Origin of the sequence: Micromonospora sp. WMMA1976 (assembly GCF_027497335.1) — a bacterium.
Taxonomy (GTDB): Bacteria; Actinomycetota; Actinomycetes; order Mycobacteriales; family Micromonosporaceae; genus Micromonospora; species Micromonospora aurantiaca.
Map to the genome: position 1 here is coordinate 2,368,692 of NZ_CP114912.1, position 18,494 is coordinate 2,387,185.

At 76.5% G+C, this 18,494-nt stretch carries 9 protein-coding genes (1 of these 9 only partly in view); all 9 read left to right on the top strand.

Annotation, left to right across the window (positions count from 1 at the left end):
- Tightly spaced (each overlapping or abutting the next), the 9 genes in view from O7546_RS11005 to O7546_RS11045 form a layout consistent with a single transcriptional unit that may run on beyond the window.
- Complete coding sequence (locus tag O7546_RS11005; protein ID WP_194799959.1) at window positions 1-1,005, top strand: class I SAM-dependent methyltransferase; 1,005 nt, start codon at window positions 1-3, stop codon at window positions 1,003-1,005.
- On the top strand, window positions 1,002-3,674 hold the full coding sequence (locus O7546_RS11010) for an amino acid adenylation domain-containing protein (RefSeq protein ID WP_281600868.1): 2,673 nt from the start codon (window positions 1,002-1,004) through the stop codon (window positions 3,672-3,674). Before O7546_RS11005 ends, O7546_RS11010 begins: the two co-directional genes overlap by 4 nt.
- Window positions 3,655-4,806 carry a potassium transporter TrkA gene (locus tag O7546_RS11015; protein ID WP_281600869.1) on the top strand — a complete coding sequence of 384 codons (1,152 nt, stop codon included), beginning with the start codon at window positions 3,655-3,657 and terminating at the stop codon, window positions 4,804-4,806. Before O7546_RS11010 ends, O7546_RS11015 begins: the two co-directional genes overlap by 20 nt.
- Window positions 4,803-6,158 carry a DUF6002 family protein gene (locus O7546_RS11020; protein WP_269696708.1) on the top strand — a complete coding sequence of 452 codons (1,356 nt, stop codon included), beginning with the start codon at window positions 4,803-4,805 and terminating at the stop codon, window positions 6,156-6,158. The genes O7546_RS11015 and O7546_RS11020 overlap by 4 nt, the downstream gene beginning before the upstream one ends.
- A complete protein-coding gene (locus O7546_RS11025; protein WP_281600870.1) occupies window positions 6,155-8,488 on the top strand; it encodes a non-ribosomal peptide synthetase in 2,334 nt (777 codons plus the stop codon). The genes O7546_RS11020 and O7546_RS11025 overlap by 4 nt, the downstream gene beginning before the upstream one ends.
- Window positions 8,485-10,137, top strand: coding sequence for a polyketide synthase (locus O7546_RS11030; RefSeq protein WP_269696710.1), 1,653 nt, complete (start codon window positions 8,485-8,487; stop codon window positions 10,135-10,137). Before O7546_RS11025 ends, O7546_RS11030 begins: the two co-directional genes overlap by 4 nt.
- On the top strand, window positions 10,134-13,646 hold the full coding sequence (locus tag O7546_RS11035; RefSeq protein WP_194799964.1) for a non-ribosomal peptide synthetase: 3,513 nt from the start codon (window positions 10,134-10,136) through the stop codon (window positions 13,644-13,646). Before O7546_RS11030 ends, O7546_RS11035 begins: the two co-directional genes overlap by 4 nt.
- Window positions 13,643-15,958 carry a lantibiotic dehydratase gene (locus tag O7546_RS11040; protein ID WP_281600871.1) on the top strand — a complete coding sequence of 772 codons (2,316 nt, stop codon included), beginning with the start codon at window positions 13,643-13,645 and terminating at the stop codon, window positions 15,956-15,958. The genes O7546_RS11035 and O7546_RS11040 overlap by 4 nt, the downstream gene beginning before the upstream one ends.
- On the top strand, window positions 15,955-18,494 hold the 5' portion of the coding sequence (locus O7546_RS11045; protein ID WP_194799966.1) for a type I polyketide synthase. Its footprint extends 1,810 nt past the window's final position; 2,540 of the gene's 4,350 nt are visible here — the first part of the coding sequence; it begins with the start codon at window positions 15,955-15,957; the stop codon falls past the right edge of the window. Before O7546_RS11040 ends, O7546_RS11045 begins: the two co-directional genes overlap by 4 nt.

The window sequence follows — 18,494 nt, forward strand, 5'->3', positions numbered from 1 at the left end:
ATGAGCCGGCCGTACCTTCCGTCCCTGGTCCTGCGCGATTACCTGCACACCGTGGCGACCCTCCACCCGCAACTGCGCGAACTGCTCGACTTCGGCCGCCCCGGCGCGGACGCAGCACTCGCGGAACTGGCCGGCACGGTCAGCGAGTTCGACACCGACTCCACCGGCCGGGGCGATTCCTACCGCCGGGCCCAGCGGGACACGCTCGTCCGCTGGACCGGCATGCGGCGGCTGCTGGACCTCGCCACCCCGGACGCCGCCGCCCCGGTCACGCTCATTCTCGACGTGCTCGGCGGCGACGGCACTGTGGCCCGCGCCGCGAGCAGCCAGTCCGCCTGCTTCGAGTCCAAACTGGCGTTCATCACCGGCGACCTGTCCGGCCACATGGTCGACAAGGCGCTCGCCCACGGCCTGCCTGCCGTCCGTCAGGCCGCGCACTTCCTGTTCCTGCGTGACGCCGGTATGGACGCGGTGCTGCTGGCGTACGGCACGCACCACATCCCGGCGGCCCGGCGGCCGCAGGCGGTGGCCGAGGCGGCCCGGGTGGTCCGGCCCGGCGGCCGGATCGTGCTGCACGACTTCGACGAGTCCAGCCCGATGGCCGGGTTCTTCGGCGAGGTGGTGCACCCGCACGCCGCCGGCGGCCACGACTACCGGCACTTCAGCCGCGCCGAGCTGACCGGACTGTTCACCGCGGCCGGGCTGCCGGTACGCGTCGTCGACCTGTACGACCCGCTGATCGTGCGCGCCGACAGCGCCGAGTCCGCCTCCGCGGGCATGCGCGACTACGTCGGCGACATGTACGGCGTGCGCGACTACTTCGCCACGCTCACCGATGACGAGGTGTGGGGGCTGCTGACCCGCCACTTCGACCACACCGGCTACCTGGCCGGGATCGGTCGCGACGACGTGCCGGCCCGTCCGCTGGTCTACCGGGCCGACGGGCAGTTCGTCGCCGAGGTGCCCCGGATGGCGATCGTCGCGGTCGCGACGAGGACGCGGTGAGCGCCGTGACCGGCCCGCGCGACCTGGCCGGCCCGCGCAATCTGACCGGCCCGCGCTACCTGATCGACCTGGTGCACCGGCCCGCCGGTGCCGACGACGACCGGCCCGCGATCGTCGGCCCGGACGGCGAGCTGAGCTACACCGCGCTGTGGGAGCGGGTCGGCGCGACGGCCGAGCTGCTGCGCCGCGCCCGCGTGCGGCCGGGTGACCTGGTGGGCCTGTACCTGCACCGGTCCGCCGACTATGTGACGTCGCTGCTGGCGACGCTCGCGGTGGGCGCGGTGGCGGTGCCGATCGACTCCGAGCTGCCGTCGGGCCGGGCCGAGCAGATGCTCGCCGCCGCCGCGCCCCGGCTCGTCCTGTACGCCGACCGGCCGCCTGCCGTCGCCGCGCCCGCGCCCACCGGGTGGCGGGACGTGCGTACCGCGCGGGCCGGGTCGCCGGCCGACCTGACCGATCGCACCGGCTGGCTGCCGCCGGGCGAGCATGCCGCGCTGGTGCTGTTCACCTCCGGCTCCACCGGCCGGCCCAAGGGTGTCGTGCTGCACCACGCCGGGCTGGTCAACCGGCTGGCCTGGGGTCACGACTGGTTCGGCTTCACCGCCGACGACCGGGTGCTGCACAAGGCGTCGATCGGGTTCGACGCGTCGGTGCACGAGATCCTCTCTCCGCTGATCGCGGGCGGCGCCGTTGTCGTCGCCGGGCCGGGCCTGCAGTTCGACAGCCTCGGGCTGGTCCGGCTGATCCAGCGGGAGGCGGTCACCACCGCGCACTTCGTACCGACCATGCTGCGGCACGTGCTCGACGAGCCGGAGCTCGCCGGCTGCGGCACGCTGCGGCGGGTGCTGTGCGGCGGCGAGGCGCTGGACATGCGGCTGGTCCGGCGGCTGCGCGAGGTGCTGCCGTGCGGGCTGTTCAACGGGTACGGCCCGAGCGAGACCTCGATCAACGTGTCCTACTGGGACTGCGCCGAGGCGTACGCGGGAAGCATCGCCCCGATCGGCCGGATCATCGACGGCGTCACCGCCCACGTGCTCGACGACGACCTGCGCCCGGTGCCCGAGGGCGGGACCGGCGAGCTGTGGATCGGCGGGGTCGCGGTCGGGCTGGGCTACCTGCGCGACGACGAGCGGACGGCGGAGCGTTTCCGCCCCGACCCGGCGCGGCCGGGCGCGCGGCTCTACCGCACCGGTGACCTGGTGCGGATCGCGCCGCAGGGCTTCCTGGAGTTCCGCGGCCGGGCCGACGACCAGGTCAAGATCCGCGGGGTCCGGGTGGAGCCGGGCGAGGTGGCCGCCGTGCTGCGCGAGCATCCCGCCGTGCACGACGCGGTGGTGGTGACCGTCCCGGACACCGACGACGGTCCGCGCCTGGTCGGGTACGTGGTGCCGCAGCCCCGGCAGGCCCCGGCCGTCGGCGGGCTGCCGCGGTTCCCGCTTCCGAACGGCATGGCGGTCACCGCGGCGTCGCCGGACGAGGCGGTCTTCCTCTACCGGCAGATCTTCGACCAGGCCGAGTATGCCCGTTTCGGCGTGCGCGTCGGCGACGGTGCCGTGGTCCTCGACGTCGGCGCCAACATCGGGCTGTTCTCGCTCTGGGCGTCCCGGCAGGCGCGCGACGTGCGGCTGATCGCGGTCGAACCGAACCCGGACACGCTGCCGTACCTGCGCGCCAACCTCGGCCTCTACGCCGGCTCCGCGTCGGTCGTCGAGGCCGCCGTGACCGACGCGGCCGGCACCGCCGAGCTGACCTCGTTCCCCGAGCTGAGCTACCTGTCCGGCCTCGGCGCCGACCGGGCCGGCGCCGCCTCCGACCTGGTCCGGTCGCACTACCGCCACGGCGGCGGCGACGCCGACGAGACCGAACAGGCGGCGCTCCTGGCCGACGCCCGGCGCCGCCTGGCCCCGGTGGCGCACGTGGTGCCGACGGTGACGCTGTCGGACCTGCTGGACCGCTTCGAGCTGGACCGCGTCGACCTGTTGAAGATCAACACCGAGGGTGCCGAGCTGAGCGTGCTGCGCGGGCTGCGCCCCGAGCACTGGCCCCGCATCCGCCAGGTCTGCCTGGAGGTCGAGCGCAGCAGCGTGACCACCCCGCAGGTGCGCGAGCTGCTGTGCGCGGCCGGGTTCGAGGTGCACGACATCGGCGACTGGAACGTCGGCGCGGACGCCGACGTCAGCTACGTCTACGCCGTACGGCCGCAGGAACCACCACCGGCGGCGACGCCGCGGGACGAGCCCGCCGACCACCTGCTGACCACCGGGCTGCTCCAGGGCTACCTGGCCTCGGCGCTGCCGTCCGCGATGCGCCCGGACCAGATCGTCCTGGTCGACCGGCTGCCCCGCCTGCCCAACGGCAAGGTCGCGCGGCTGGAGCTGCCACCGCCACCGCCCCGGCCCGCCGGGGTCGCGGCGGAGCCGGCCGGTGGCGCCCTCACCGACCGGCTGCGCGAGGCGTGGCGGGCCACGCTCGGCGTCGACGCGGTGCACGACGACGACACGTTCGTCGCGCTCGGCGGGCACTCGCTGACCGCGCTGCGGATGGCGCTGCGGGTACGGGAGATGGCCGGGCTGGAGGTGTCCCCGGCGAGCTGCCTGCGCGCCGGATCGTTCGCCGACTGGGTCGACCGGGTCACGGAGGCGGGGCGCGATGTCAGCCCGGTCCGCTGACGCGCGGCACGTCGTCGTGGTGGGCGCCGGCCGGCTGGCCCGCTCGCTGTGCCACACCCTGGCCGCGACGCCCACCCCGGTGCCGCTGCGCGTGACGGTCCTGGCCCGCGACCCGGACGCGGCGCACGCGCTCGCCCGGGCCGCGCGGGTGCGCGCCACAGTCGCCGGAACCCCCGTCGCCGTCACCGCCCGGCCGTTCACCGCCGAACCCGGCGCCGACCCGGGGGAGGGGTACGCCGCCGACGCCGCCTCGATGGCCCGGCTCCGGCCCGACGTGCTGGTCTGCGCCGCGTCCGCGCAGTCGCCGTACGAGCGGGCGGCGGCGCCGTCGGCCTGGACGGACCTGATCGCCGCGGCCGGCTTCGGGGTGACGCTGGCGCTGCAGGCCGAACTGGTGTCCCGGCTGGCCGCCGCGCTGGCCGGCGGCGCGCCCGGCGCGACGCTCGTCAACGGCGCGTTCCCGGACGCGGTCAACCCGCTGCTCGCCGCGCGGGACCTGCCGGTGCGCTGCGGCATCGGCAACGTGGCGACGCTCGCCGCGTGCCTGGACGCCGCGCTCGGCCGTCCCGGCCAGCGCCGGCTGGCGGTGCTCGGCCACCACGCCCACCTCGCCGCGCCCGGCCCCGACGACGAGGACACCGCCGAGGTACGCGCCTGGCTCGACGGCCGGCCCGTCCCGGACGTCACCGGCCTGCTCGCCGGCTACCGCGCGCTGCCCCGGCCGGAGCTGAACGCGCTCGCCGGGCACGCCGGGGCCGCCCTGGTGGCGGCGCTGGCCACCGGCGACGAGGTGACGGCGAGCCTGCCCGGGCCGCTGGGACTGCCGGGCGGCTATCCGGTCCGGCTCACCGGCGGCCGGACCGAGCTGCGGCTGCCGGCCGAGCTGCCGGTGGCGCAGGCGGTCGCCTGGAACACCGCCGCCGGGCGCCGCGACGGCGTCGAGGTCGGCGGCGGCCACGTCCGCTACTCGGAGCGCGCCCGGGCGGCGCTGGCGGCGTACCGGCCCGACCTGGCCGGCGGCTGGCACGCGAGCGAGCTGCCCGAGATCGCCCGCCGGTTCACCGCCCTGCGTGACCATCTGCGAACGGTGCCGCCGGCGCCGGCCCGGAGTGTGTTGGAGGAAGCCCGATGACCGTGACCACCCCGGCCACCCGCAACATGATCACCGACTACTACGACGTCGTCGCGTCGGCGGTGCGCCGGTGCGGCGCGGTCCCCGGCGACGCGCCCGGCACGCCCGGCTTCGCGCCCGGCTTCGACCTGCCCGAGCTGACCCCCGCGGTACGCGAGTTCTACGCCGCCGCCACGGTCAGCTGGTCCCCGCTGGGTCACTACGGCGGGCACGACCTGACGATGCTCGACCTCACCGCCAACCCCGGCACCCGCACCACGAAGACGTTCGCCTCGATGGTGATCGTCGCCCGCGCGGTGGAGCACATCCGGCGTACCGGTGAGCGGCTGTGCATCGTCACCCCGACCTCCGGCAACAAGGGCGTCGCGCTGCGCGACTCGGTGGCCCGCGCGTACGCGGCCGGGCTGGTGACCCCGGAGCAGCTGTCCATCGTGGTGCTGGCGCCGGCGGCGACCCGGCACAAGTTCCGCCACGACGCGCTCGCCGACGATCCCGCGACCCGCGCGGTCAACCCGCTGCTGCGGTACACCGGCGCGGACCCGGAGGGCGTGAAGGCGCTCGGCCGCGCGTTCGTCGACGAGTACGCCGCCACCGCGTACGACAAGCACGGCGTCACCCTCTGGTACACCCTCGACCTGCGCAACTACCTGGTCGCCGACGCCGCCCGGGCCGCCTTCGAGGCCGACGTGTCGCCGGCCACCGGCTCGCGCTGGCACGCGCACGCCGTGTCCAGCGCGTTCGGCCTGCTCGGCTACAACCTGGGCCGCGACGTACTGGAGGCGGCCGGCGACGCCGACCCGGCCGACCGGCCCGGTTTCCTGCTCGTGCAGCACCTCGGCACGCCGGACATGGTGCTCAGCCTGCGCCACGGTTCGTTCGAGCGGGACCACTGCCCGGCGTACACGTTCGACGAGAGCCGGGGCGTCTGGACGCAGGACGCCGACCTGCGCTTCCCGGCCGTCACCGACGACCCGGCCGAGGTGCTCGACCCGACGTTCTACACGCACCGCCCGGTGACCTCCCCGGCCATGAACGCACTCATCGAACGGCACGGCGGCGACGGCATCGTGGTGTCGCGGCGCGAGTGCGTCCGGCGCTACCCGGTCGCCCGGCAGTGGCTCGCCGACGCCGGTCTGACCCTGCCCGAGGATCCGGCCCGGCTGCGGGAGTGGTCGATCCTGATGGCGCTGACCGGCGTCTGCAACGCCGTCGACCGGGGCCTGGTCCCGGCCGGGCACGAGATCGTGGTGCACGGCACCGGCAGCTACTGCGACGACTTCCGGATCGCCGAGGCGGACGCCGAGGTGTCCACGCTCGCCGACGTGGTCGCCGCCGCCCTGGACCAGCGGTGAGCCCGTCTCCGCAGCCGCTCGGCCTGCCGCCGCGGTTCGCCGCCCGGGCGCGCGCCGCGGGCGCCGACCCGGCCGCCGTCGTCCTCACCGCCACGGCTCTGGTGGTACGCCGGTACACCGGATCCCCCGTGGTGACGCTGCGGCACGGCGGCGACCCGGTGACGCTCGACCTGACCGCCGACGCGCCGATCCGGGAGTTGTGCCGCTCGGTGCGCCCGGCGTCGCCGGACCACCCGGTCGACGCCACTGTCGAGGTGCGCCCCGGCCTGGCCGGCGTCACCGTGTCCGGGCTGCCCGCCGCGTACGCCGACGACCTCCGCGCCGACCTGGCCGACGTCCTGTCCACGCTGGACCCGGACGACCCGTCGGCGGGGGTGCTGCCGTCGGCCCGCTACGAGCGGCGTCCGGCGCCGGACCTGTGGCGGCTGCACGGCGGCGACGGCACCGAGGCCGGCCGGGTATGCGGCGACACCATCCCGGCCGCGTTCGCCGCGGCGGTGCGGGCGTACCCGGAGCGGGCGGCGGTGCTCGCCGACGACGCGACGGTGACCTACCGGGAACTGGGCGCGGCAGTGGCCGCGACCGCCGAAGCGCTGGCCGGGCCGGGTGACGTCGCGGCGCCGGTGGCGGTGCTGTGCCGCCACGGCGTCGCCACGATCACCGGCATCCTGGCGGCGCTGGCGTCGGGGTCGCCGTACGTGCCGCTGGACCCGGCGTACCCGGCGGCCCGGCTGGCCGCGATGCTGCGCGACGCAGGCGTCCGGGCGATCGTCGCGGACCCCGGCCACGAAGAGCGGGCCGCCGCGCTCGCGGCCGACGCGGGGCTGGAGCTGCCGGTGGTGTCGTTGCGCCGGGGCGAGGCCGGCGTGCCGGTGCCGGCCGGGCCCGCGCGCCCGGACGACCCGGCGTACGTGCTCTACACCTCCGGGTCCACCGGGAAGCCGAAGGGCGTGGTGCAGAGCCACCGCAACGTGCTGTTCGGTGTCCGCAACCACGTGCGCAACTTCGCCGTCCGGCCGGACGACCGCACGAGCGTGCTCACCTCGTTCGGCTACGACATGGCGGTCACCGACACGTTCAGCGCGCTGCTGTCCGGCGCCGCCGCCGTCCCGGTCGACGTCCGCACGCACGGCCTCGGCCATCTCACCGGCGCGCTCGCCGACCGGGGCGTCACCGTCTACCACTCCACCCCCACCGTCTTCCGGTACGTGGTGGCGAGCCTCGGCGAGCACGGGCGGCTGCCGTCGGTCCGCGCCGTCGTCCTCGGCGGCGAGGAGGTCACCCGGCACGACGTGACGCTGGCCCGGCGGGCGTTCGCGCCGGGCGTGGTGTTCGTCAACGGGTACGGCACCACCGAGATCAGCTTCGCCGCGCAGCACCACCTGCCGCCGGACGCCGACCCGGGGCGGGCAGTCGTGCCGATCGGGCACCCGCTGCCGGGCGTCGAGGTGGTGCTGACCGACCCGGCCGGACGCCCCGCCTGCCTCACCGGCGAGGTGGTCGTGCGGACCCCGCACGTCGCGCTCGGATATCTGGGCCTGCCGGAGCTGACCGCGGCCCGGTTCACCGAGTACGACGGGGTGCGCGCGTACCGGACCGGGGACATCGCGCGGCGGCTGCCCGACGGCACGCTCGTCTACCTGGGCCGCGGCGACCGGATGGTGAAGATCCGCGGCTACCGGGTGGAGCTGGGCGAGATCGATGCGTGCCTGGCGGCGCAGCCCGGCGTGGCCCACGCGGCGGTGGTGGCGCGGCGAGGCGCGTCCGGCGCTGGCGAGCAGGAGATCGTCGCGTACGTGGTCGCCGCCGCCGGGACTGTCGTCGAGCCGTCGGCGCTGCGGGAACGGCTGGCCGCCGTGCTGCCGGACTTCATGGTGCCCCGGGCGGTGGTGGCGGTGCCGGAGCTGCCGATCGGGCCGACCGGCAAGCTCGACCAGGCCGCCCTGCCCGACCCGGACGCCGGAGGACCGGACGCTGGAGTACCGGTCACCTCCGGGCCGCCGGCCGGGCCGGTCGAGCAGGCCATCGCGGCGGGCTGGTGCGCGGTGCTCGGACTGCCCACAGTGGATCGTCTGGTGAACTTCTTCGAGGCGGGCGGGCACTCGCTCCAGCTCGCCCTGGTGCAGGGGTACCTGGAGGAACACCTCGGCCGCCGGGTGCCGCTGGCCCGGCTGGTGGAGTTCCCGACCGTGGCGGCGCTGGCCGCGTACCTGGAGACGTCAGGGGACGCTGCGGGCGTACCGGAGGACGGCCGGCTGGCCGCGGTCGGACGCCGGATGGCCCGTCGCGCCGCCGCGCGGGCCGCGGGCGGTGGGGAGGGACGGGCGTGAGCGCGGACGAGCGGATCGCGGTGGTGGGCCTGTCCTGCCGGGTCCCCGGCGCGGACGACGCGCAGGCGCTGTGGCGCAACCTGCTGTCCGGGGTGGACTCGGTGCGCCGGACCCCGGCCGGCGAGGGCGTGCCGGGCGGACCGGACTGGGTACCGGCGTTCGGCCGGCTCGACGACCTGGAGGGTTTCGACGCGGACCTGTTCGGCTATCCCGCCGAGGCGGCGGCGCTGCTCGACCCGCAGCACCGGCTGTTCCTGGAGGTCGCCTGGCACGCCCTGGAGGACGCCGGGATCGACCCGGACCGCGACCCGGCCCAGATCGGCGTGTTCGCCGGATGCGCGCCCAACCGCTACCTGCACCACCACCTGCTCGGCAACCCCGCGCTGGCACCGGCGGCGGGCACGCTCGCCGAGGACTGGGACGATGCGCTGACCGGTTCCGGCTGCGACTACCTGCCGACGCGGACCGCGTTCGCGCTGGGGCTGTCCGGCCCGGCCGTGGCGGTCCAGACCGCCTGCTCGACAGCGCTCGTCGCGGTGTGCCAGGCCGGGCAGAGCCTGCTGGACTACCGCTGCGACGTGGCGATAGCGGGCGGCGCGGCGGTGGTGTCCACCCGGCAGGCCGGGTACCGGCTGCGGCCGGGCGGGCTGCTGGCCACCGACGGGATCTGCCGCCCGTACGACGCCGCCGCCACCGGGCAGGTGTTCGGCAACGGCGCCGGGGCGGTGGTGCTCAAGCGGCTCGCCGACGCCCGCGCCGACGGCGACCACGTGTACGCCGTGCTCGCCGGGTGGGCGGTGAACAACGACGGCGCCGACCGGCCCGGCTTCACCGTGCCGGGCGTGTCCGGGCAGGCGGCGGTGCTGGCGGAGGCGCTGGCGTCGGTGGGCTGGGACGCGGCCGACGTGGGTTACCTGGAGGGGCACGGCACCGGCACGCCGGTCGGCGACGCGATCGAGGTGGACGCGCTGGCCCGGGTACGCCGGGGCGCCCGCGCGCCGCTGCTGCTCGGCTCGGTGAAGGGCAACCTCGGCAACCTGGACGCGGCGGCAGGCGTGCTCTCGCTGATCAAGGCCGTGTACGCGGTCCGCACCGGGCAGGTGCCGGGTACCGCGCACTTCACCGCCGCGCACGGCGACATCGACCTGGCCGCAGCGGGTGCCGAAGTCGGCGCGGAGACCCGGCCGTGGACGGGGGAGCGACGCGCGGGCGTCAGCTCGTTCGGCCTCGGCGGCACCAACGCGCACGTACTCGTCGAGCCCGCGCCCGCGACGGACGAGCCGGACGCCGGGGCACCCGGCCCGGTGGTGCTGGGACTGTCCGCGGGCAGCCCGGCGGCGCTGCGGGAACTGGCCCGGCGGCTGGCCGTCCGGCTTGCCGACGGCGACCTGGCGGTGGCCGACGTGGCGCACACGCTCGCGGTGGGACGGCGGCGGCTGGCGTACCGGGACGCTGTCGCCTGCGCCGACGCGGGGGAGGCGGTGCGCCGGCTGACCGCGCTCGCGGCCGGCGACCCGGCCTCCGACGACGACGCCGCAGTTCGCGCCTGGCGCGCCGGTGACGAGCCGGCCGTCCCGCCGGGCCGGCGGGTGCCGCTGCCCGGCTACCCGTTCCGGCGGACCCGGCACTGGATCGAGGCACCGCGATGACCGTCCGCGACGATCAGCGCGACCAGCGGGTCGGTCCCGAGCTGCCCTACCCGCAGGTGTGCCTGCCCGACCTGGTCGCGGCGCACGCCCGGCGGCGTCCCGGCGCCCCGGCCGTGGTGCAGGGCGACCTGACACTCAGCTACTCCGTCCTGGTCGGCCGGGCCGCCGCGCTCGCCGCGTCGCTGCGTGCCCACGGCATCGGCGCGGACGACCTCGTCGGCGTCTGCGTGGACCGCCGCCCGGACCTGGTGGTCGCGCTGCTCGGCGTGCAGACGGCCGGCGCCGGGTACGTCCCGCTCGACCCGGCGCTGCCGGCCGGACGGCTGCGGGAACTGGCCGCCGAGGCCCGCCTGCGTGTCGTCGTGGGTACGCCCGCCGCCGAGGCGTTCACCGGACGCACCGTGCTGGACGTCCCCACCGGCACCGCGCCCTGGCAGCCGACCCCGGCGACGCTCGGCACCACCGCGTACGCGATGTTCACCTCCGGGTCGACCGGGCAGCCCAAGGGCGCGGTGATCGAACACCGGGCGCTGACCGAGAAGATCACCTCGATCGCGGAGTTCTCCGGGTTCGACACGGCGACCCGGTGCCTGGCGTTCGCCTCGATCGGGTTCGACGCGTCGGTGGCCGACATGCTCGCCCCGCTCGCCGCCGGGGGCACAGTCGTGCTCGCCGGTGACGCCGAGCGGGCCGACCCGACCCGGCTCTACCGGATCTGCGCCGAGCAGGCAGTCGACGTGGTGGTGCTGCCGCCGCCGATCCTGCCGCTGCTGGACCCGGACCGGCTCTCCGGCGTGCGGCTGGTCGTCACCGGCGGCGAGGCCACCGGCCCGGAACAGGTCGGCCGCTGGACCGCCGGCGGGCGCCGCTTCATCAGCGTGTACGGCCCGACCGAGGCGACGGTGCTGGTGACCTGGTTCGAGGGCAGCGGCGACTGGACCCGGCCCATCCCGATCGGCCGGCCCGCCGCCAACCACCGCATCCACCTGGTCGACGACGAGCTGCGCGAGGTCGGCCCGGGGGAGATCGGCGAGGTGCTCGCCGGTGGTCCCGGGCTCGGCCGCGGATACCTGTTCGACGCCGCCCGCACGGCGGAACGGTTCCTCCCGGACCCGTTCTCCGGCAAGCCGGGGGAGCGCCTCTACCGCACCGGTGACCTGGCCCGGTGGCTGCCGGACGGGAGCCTGGAGTTCCTCGGCCGGGCCGACCGGCAGGTCAAGATCCGCGGGCAGCGGATCGAGCTGGGCGAGGTCGAGGCGGTGCTGCGCCGCCACCCGGACGTCGACCTGGCCAGCGTCCAGGTCCGCGCCGGCGCCGGCGGTCAGGAACTCGTCGCGTACGTGGCGACCGGCCTGGCCCCCGCCGAGCTGCGCGACTACTGCGCCCGGCTGCTGCCGCCCGCCGCCGTACCGGCCCGGATGCTCACCATGCCCGCGTTGCCGATCACCATCAACGGCAAGATCGACACCGAGCGGCTGGCCGCGCTCGACCTGGCCGGACCGGCTCACGTGCCGTCCGGCGAGCCGCCCGCCACCGACACCGAACGCCTCGTCGCGCAGGCGTGGGCGGCGCTGCTGGACGTCCCGGCGGTCGGCCGCGACGACGACTTCTTCCACCAGGGCGGGCACTCCATCACCGCCATGCGGCTGGTCGCCGACCTGCGCGAGCGGCTGGGCCGCGACCTCGCCATCGAGGACGTGCTGGTGGGGCGGACGCCACGCGGCATCGCCGCCCGCGCCGTCGCCGCCGCCGGAACCGGCCCGGCCGACGCCGCCGTCCGGGGACGGCCACCGGCGCTGTCCCCGGCGCAGCAGCGGCTGTGGTTCCTCGACCGCTACTTCCCGGCCGCCGCGTCCGCGTACAACGTCGCGTTCGCCGAACGGATCACCGGCCCGCTCGACGTGGCGGCGCTCGCCACGGCGCTCACCGCGGTCGCGGACCGCCAGCAGATCCTGCGCTGGCGCATCCCGGAGCGCGACGGCGTGCCGTACGCGGTCGCCGACCCGTCCACACCGGTGCCGCTGCCGGTACGCGACCTCGCCCCGGGCACCGATCTCGCCGGCCATCTCGCGGCGAGCGCCGCCACACCGTTCGCGCTGGCCACCGACACGCTGTGGCGGGCCGAACTGATCCGCGCCGGCGCCGACGAGCACGTGCTGGCCGTGTACGCCCACCACGCCGTGTTCGACGGCTGGTCGCAGTCGCTGTTCTACGCCGACCTCGCCGCCGCGTACCGGGCCGCGCTCGGGGACGGGCCGCCACTGCCGCCGCTGCCCGCCACCTACGGCGACTACGTGGCCTGGCGCGCCGACCGTGCCCGGCGCCGCGCCGCCGCCGACCTCGACTGGTGGCTGGAGCACCTGACCGGGGCGCCTGTGGTGCTGCGACTCCCCGGGGGACGGGACCGGCCGGCCGAACAGACGTACACCAGCGCGACGGTGCGTACCCGGCTGGACCGGGCCGCCACTGCCGCGCTCACCGACCTCGCCGCCGGGCTCGGCGCGACCCCCGCCGCCGCCGTACTCGCCGCGTTCACGCTGGTGCTGGGCCGGCGTACCGGCCTGCCCGACCTGGTGGTCGGCACCCCCACTGTGGACCGGCGGGCCGCCGACTTCGAACCGATGGTCGGCTTCTTCATCGAGATCGCGCCGCTGCGGCTGCGCCGGACGCCCGGGGCCGGCTTCGCCGCGCACGTCCGCGCCGCCTGGGAGGAACTGCTCGCCGCGCTCGCCCACCCGGAGGCACCTGTCGAGCGCATCGTCGGCGGTCTCGGACTGGGCGGCCTGCTCGACCGCAGCCCGCTGGTGCAGGTGCTGTTCAACATGTACACGTTCGACGAGCCCCGGCTGGACCTGGCCGGACTGTCCGCCGAGCCGGTGCCGGTGCCCGCGCCCGGCTCACCGTTCGACCTCACGCTCTACGGCATCACCCGGGACGGGCGGCTGCGCGTGGAGATCGTCTTCAACCCGGACGTCTACGGTGAGGCCCTGATCAGCGACGTGCTCGCCGACGTCGAGCGGTTGCTGCGGGCCGGCGCCGCCGACCCGGAGCGGCCGGTGGCCGAGCTGCCCGCCTGGACCGCCGTCCCGGCCGGGACGGCCGGCGACGTGCCCCGGGCCGCCCGCGTCACCCGGGCCGCGGGTCGCGCCGGGGTGCCCGCCGCCCGCCCGGCAACCGCCACCGAGCGGCGGATCGCCTCGGTCTGGTGCGACGTGCTCGGCGTACCGGAGGTGGCCGCCACGGACAGCTTCTTCGACGTCGGCGGCGGCTCGCTCGCGGTCGCCGTCGTACAACGGCAGCTCAACCGGCTGCTCGGCACGAACCTGCGGGTCGTGGACCTGTTCCACCACCCGACCGTCCGCGCGCTCGCCGCGCACCTGGACAGCCTCGGTGCCCCGTCGTCCGGCGAGGACGCCGAGGACGAGGCGGTGGCACGGGCCGCGCGCCGGGGCGCGCTGCGCCGCCAGCGGGTCCAGCGCCGCCCGGTGGTGGAGGAGGAGCCGCGGTGACGTACCTGGTCCCCCTCGGCGACACCGGCTGGTCGGTGTGGCGGGACGTGCTGCTGCGCAGCGCCGGGTTCCCCGCCGACGGACTGGACCGCCTCGCCGCGCCGGACTGCGCCGACGCCGCCGACCGGCACCTGTCCGGTGAGCTGGACGAGGCGTCGTTCAGCGCCGCGTACGCCACCGCCGTCCGGGCGTCGTCGGCGGCGCTGTGCGGGATCGCCGCCGACCCGCTGTTCCGCGAGGCCGTGGCCTGGCAGAACCCGGAGGCGATGGTGGCGCTGGACGGGCTGCTCCGCGACGGCCCGGACGCACCCCGCAACGTGCGCCGCCGGGGCCGGGAGAACGTCGTCGCCGGGTACTGGCAGCGCTACGTCGCCAAGTGCGAGACCATCGGCTTCTTCGGGCCGGTGTGCTGGGGCACCGTGGCACCGGGCGCGCCCGGCGTCACCGCCGTGCCCGGCCCCGGGCTGCTCCGCCGCCGCGCCGTCCACCTCGAACACTGGGCGCTCGCCGCGTACGCGGACCGGCTGGCCCCCGACCCGCAGGTCCGGCAGTGGCTCGCCCCGGTCCGGGCGCCGCACGTCCACCTGGCGGACCGGGTCGTGCACCGGCCGGCCCAGCGCCCGGAACCGGTGTCGCTGAGCGAGTCGATCGCGCTGTGCCGGTGCGACGGCACCCGCCCGGCCCGGGACGTCGTCGACGACCTGGTACGCGACGGGCAGACCGGCGTACGCCGCGCCGAGGAGGGGTTCCTGCTGCTGACCCAGCTCGTCGAGCGAGGGCTGCTGCGCTGGGACTTCGACCTGCCGCAGGGCTTCGCCGCGCAGGAGCACCTGCGGGAGCGGATCGCCGCGATCGGTGACCGGGACTGCCGCGCGCGGGCGCTGGCCGGGCTGGACCGGCTGGCCGCCGCCCGCACCCGGGTCGCCGACGCCGCCGGTGACCCGGCCGCCCTCACCGCCGCGCTGGCCGCGCTGGACGCCGAGTTCACCGCGCTCACCGGGCTGCCGCCGCGCCGCCGGGCCGGGCAGAACTACGCCGGGCGGGCGCTGTGCCACGAGGAGACCGCACGCGACGTGGACCTCACCGTCGGCGGCGGCCTGCTCGACTCCCTCGCCCCGGCGCTGGACCTGCCGCTGCGGGCGGCACGCTGGCTCACCGCCGAACTGGCCACGGCGTACGGCGACGCGCTGCGCGACCTGTACGACGACTTGAGCGGCGACGGCCCGGTCCGGCTCGGTGACCTGTGGTTCGTCGCGCAGGGGCCGCTGTTCGGGCCCGGTGACCGGCCGGTGGACCGGGTCGCGGCCGAGTTCGCCGCCCGCTGGGAACGGGTGCTCGGGCTGGCCGGACTGCCCGAGGGAACGGCCCGGGTGGAGTTCGGCGCGGCCGAGCTGGCGCACCGCGTGGCCGACCGGTTCCCGGCGGCCCGTCCCGGCTGGAGCGCGGGCCGGGTGCACAGCCCCGACCTGCAACTGTTCGCCGAGTCACCCGAGGCGCTGGCCGCCGGCGAGTTCGGGGCGGTGCTCGGCGAGCTGCACGCCGCGTACGCCACGTTCAACGCCGAGCTGTTCACGCACTGCCACCCCGACGTGGACCGGCTGCGGCGCGCGTACGCCGCCGACCTGGGCCCGCGACGGCTGCGCCCGCTCTACCCGGTGGACTTCCCCCGCGTCGGCGGGCGGCTGTCCGCGTCCCTGCCCGGGCCGGACGATTACCGGCTCGCGTTCGCCGACGCGCCCGGCGCGCCGCACGACCGGCTCGTCCCGGCGAACGCGGCGATCGTGTCCGAGGTGGACGGCATGCTGGTGGCGACCGGCCCGGACGGCTCGCGCTGGCCGTTGGTCGAGGTGTTCTCCGACCTGATCGCGGTGCACGCTGGTGACGCGTTCAAGCTGATGACCGACCGCCCGCACAGCCCCCGGGTGACAGTGGACCGGCTGGTGCTGGCGCGGGAGACGTGGCGCACCACCGTCGGGGCCACCGGCCTGGCCGACGTGGTCGACCAGGCGCGGCGCTACCTCGCGGTACGCCGCTGGCGGGCCGCGCTGGGCCTGCCGGAGCGGGTCTTCGTCCGGGTGGCCACCGAACTGAAGCCCACCTACGTGGACCTGACCAGCCCGCTCTACGCCAACCGGCTCTGCCTGCTGCTGCGCGCCGCCCGGCGGGCCGGCGGCGACGACGTGGCGGTGACCGTGTCGGAGCTGCTGCCCGCGCTCGGGCAGGCGTGGCTGCCCGACCGCGCGGGCCGCCGCTACGTCAGCGAACTGCGCCTGCACATCAGCGATTCGGCCGAGCCGGAGGTCATGGCGTGAACGAGACAGTGGAGCCGATCGCGATCGTCGGGCTCAGCCTGCGCGTACCGGGGGCGGCGTCGGCGGACGAGTTCTGGCGCAACCTGGTCGTCGGCGCCGAGTCGCTCACCCGGTTCACCCGCGCGGAGCTGCTGGCCCGGGGCGTTCCCGCGGAGCAGCTCGACGACCCGGCGTACGTGCCGGTGGCCGCGGTGCTCGACGGCGTGGACCGGTTCGACGCGGAGCTGTTCGGGCTGAGCCCCCGCGACGCGGAGCTGACCGACCCGCAGCAGCGGCTGTTCCTGGAACACGCGCACGCCGCGCTCACCGACGCGGGCTGCGACCCGGCCCGCTACGACGGCGAGATCGGCGTGTACGCGGGCGGCAACGCCGACCTGTACCAGTGGCTCAACGTCCGGCGGAACCCGCGGGCGCTCGCGGACGCCGGTGAGCTGCGCGTGTCGCTCGGCAACAAGCCGGACTACCTGGCCAGCACCGTCGCGTTCCGGCTCGGCCTGCGCGGCCCGGCGATGACGGTGCAGACCGCCTGCTCGTCGTCGCTCGTCGCGGTGCACCTGGCCGCAGAGGCGCTGCGCAGCGGCGAGTGCGACACGGCGCTCGCCGGCGGCGTGTGCGTGGAACTGCCGCACGGCGTCGGGTACGTCGCCGACGAGGGCTACACCTCCGCCGACGGGCACTGCCGCCCGTTCGACGCGGACGCCGACGGCACCGTCTACGGCAGCGGCGTCGGCGTGGTGGTGCTCAAGCGGCTCTCCGACGCGCTCGCCGACGGCGACGACATCCGGGCGCTGGTCATCGGCAACGCGGTGAACAACGACGGCTCGGCCAAGGCGAGCTTCACCGCGCCGAGCGTCACCGGTCAGGTGGAGGTGGTCACGCAGGCGCTCGCGGTGGCCGGCGTCGCCCCGCGCTCGGTCGGGTACGTCGAGGCGCACGGCACCGGGACCGTCCTCGGCGACTCGATCGAGCTGGCGGCGCTGAGCACGGCGTACGGGCGGCGCACCGCCGAGCGGGGCTGGTGCGGCGTCGGCTCCACGAAGGCCAACATCGGTCACCTCAGCGCGGCCGGCGGCGTGATCGGCCTGATCAAGACCGTTCTGTCGATGCGGCACCGGCTCATCCCGCCCACAGTCAACCACGACCGGCCGCACCCGGACATCGACATCGAGGCGAGCCCGTTCTACGTGGTGTCCACGCTGACCAAGTGGGAGCCGGAGGACCAGCGACCGCTGCGGGCCGGTGTCAGCTCGCTCGGCCTCGGCGGCACCAACGCGCACCTGGTGCTCCAGGAGGCACCGCCGCGCGTACCCCCGGAGCCGGATCACGGCGGCGGCGAGCTGCTCCAGGTGTCCGCCGCGACCCCCGACGCGCTGGCTGCCGCCTGTGCCCGGCTGGCCGAGCGGCTCACCGGCGCGCCGGAGTTGGAGCTGCGCGACGTGGCGTACACGTTGCGGGAGGGCCGGCCGGCGTACCGGCACCGGGCCGCCGTCGTCGCCGTCGACCGGGCCCGGGCCGCGGCGGCGCTCACCGACCCGAAGCGCCGGGCCGCCGGGGACGCCGCGACGCCGCCCCGGGTGGGCCTGCTCCTGCCCGGCCAAGGCGCGCAGCACTCCGGCATGGGCGCGCACCTGGCCGCTACCGAGCCGGTGTTCGCCGCCGCCGTGGACGAGTGCGCCGCGATCCTCGGCTGGGACGCGGGTGAGATGATCTTCGACGCCGGACCCGGCGCGGACGAGCGGCTGGCCGAGCCGTCGGTGGCGCAACCCGCGCTGTTCGCCGTCGAGTACGCGCTGGCGGTGCTGTGGCGGCACTGGGGCGTCACGCCCGCCGCGATGATCGGCCACTCCGTGGGCGAACTGGTCGCCGCCACTGTGGCCGGGGTGTTCGACCTGCCGGACGCGCTGCGGCTCGCCGCCGCCCGGGGCCGCCTCGTGCAGGCCGCGCCGGAGGGCCGGATGCTCGCCGTGCAGCGCGGCGCCGACGAGATCGCGCCGCTGTTGCCCGGCGGCGTGGCGGTGGCGATCAGCAACGGCCCGCACACCTGCGTGCTGGGCGGTGCCCCGGCACCGGTAGCCGCCGCCGAGGACCTTCTGCGCGAACGCGGCATCGGCTGCACGCCGCTGCGGTCGCCGTACGCGATGCACGTGCCGCTGCTGGCGGCGGTGCGCGACGAGTTCGCGGCGCTCGTGGCGGCGGTGCCGCGCCGGGCGCCGGACCTGCCGGTGTTCTCGGCCGCGACCGCCGCGCCGTTCACCGACGAGCAGATCACCGACCCGGCCTACTGGGCCGACCAGCTCTGCCGGCCGGTGCGGTTCGGCGCCACGGTGTCCGCGCTCGCCGCGACCGGCGCCGCCGACGACTGGCTGCTGCTGGAGTGCGGCCCCGGCCGGCAGCTCGCCGGTCTGGCCCGGCTCAGCCTGCCGGCGGGGGCCCGGGCGCCGCTGCGCACGCTGCCCGCGCCGGGGGAGCGGCTGACCGACAGGCAGACCGCGTACGAGGCGGCGGGCCGGCTGTGGGCGGCCGGGGTGCCGGTGCG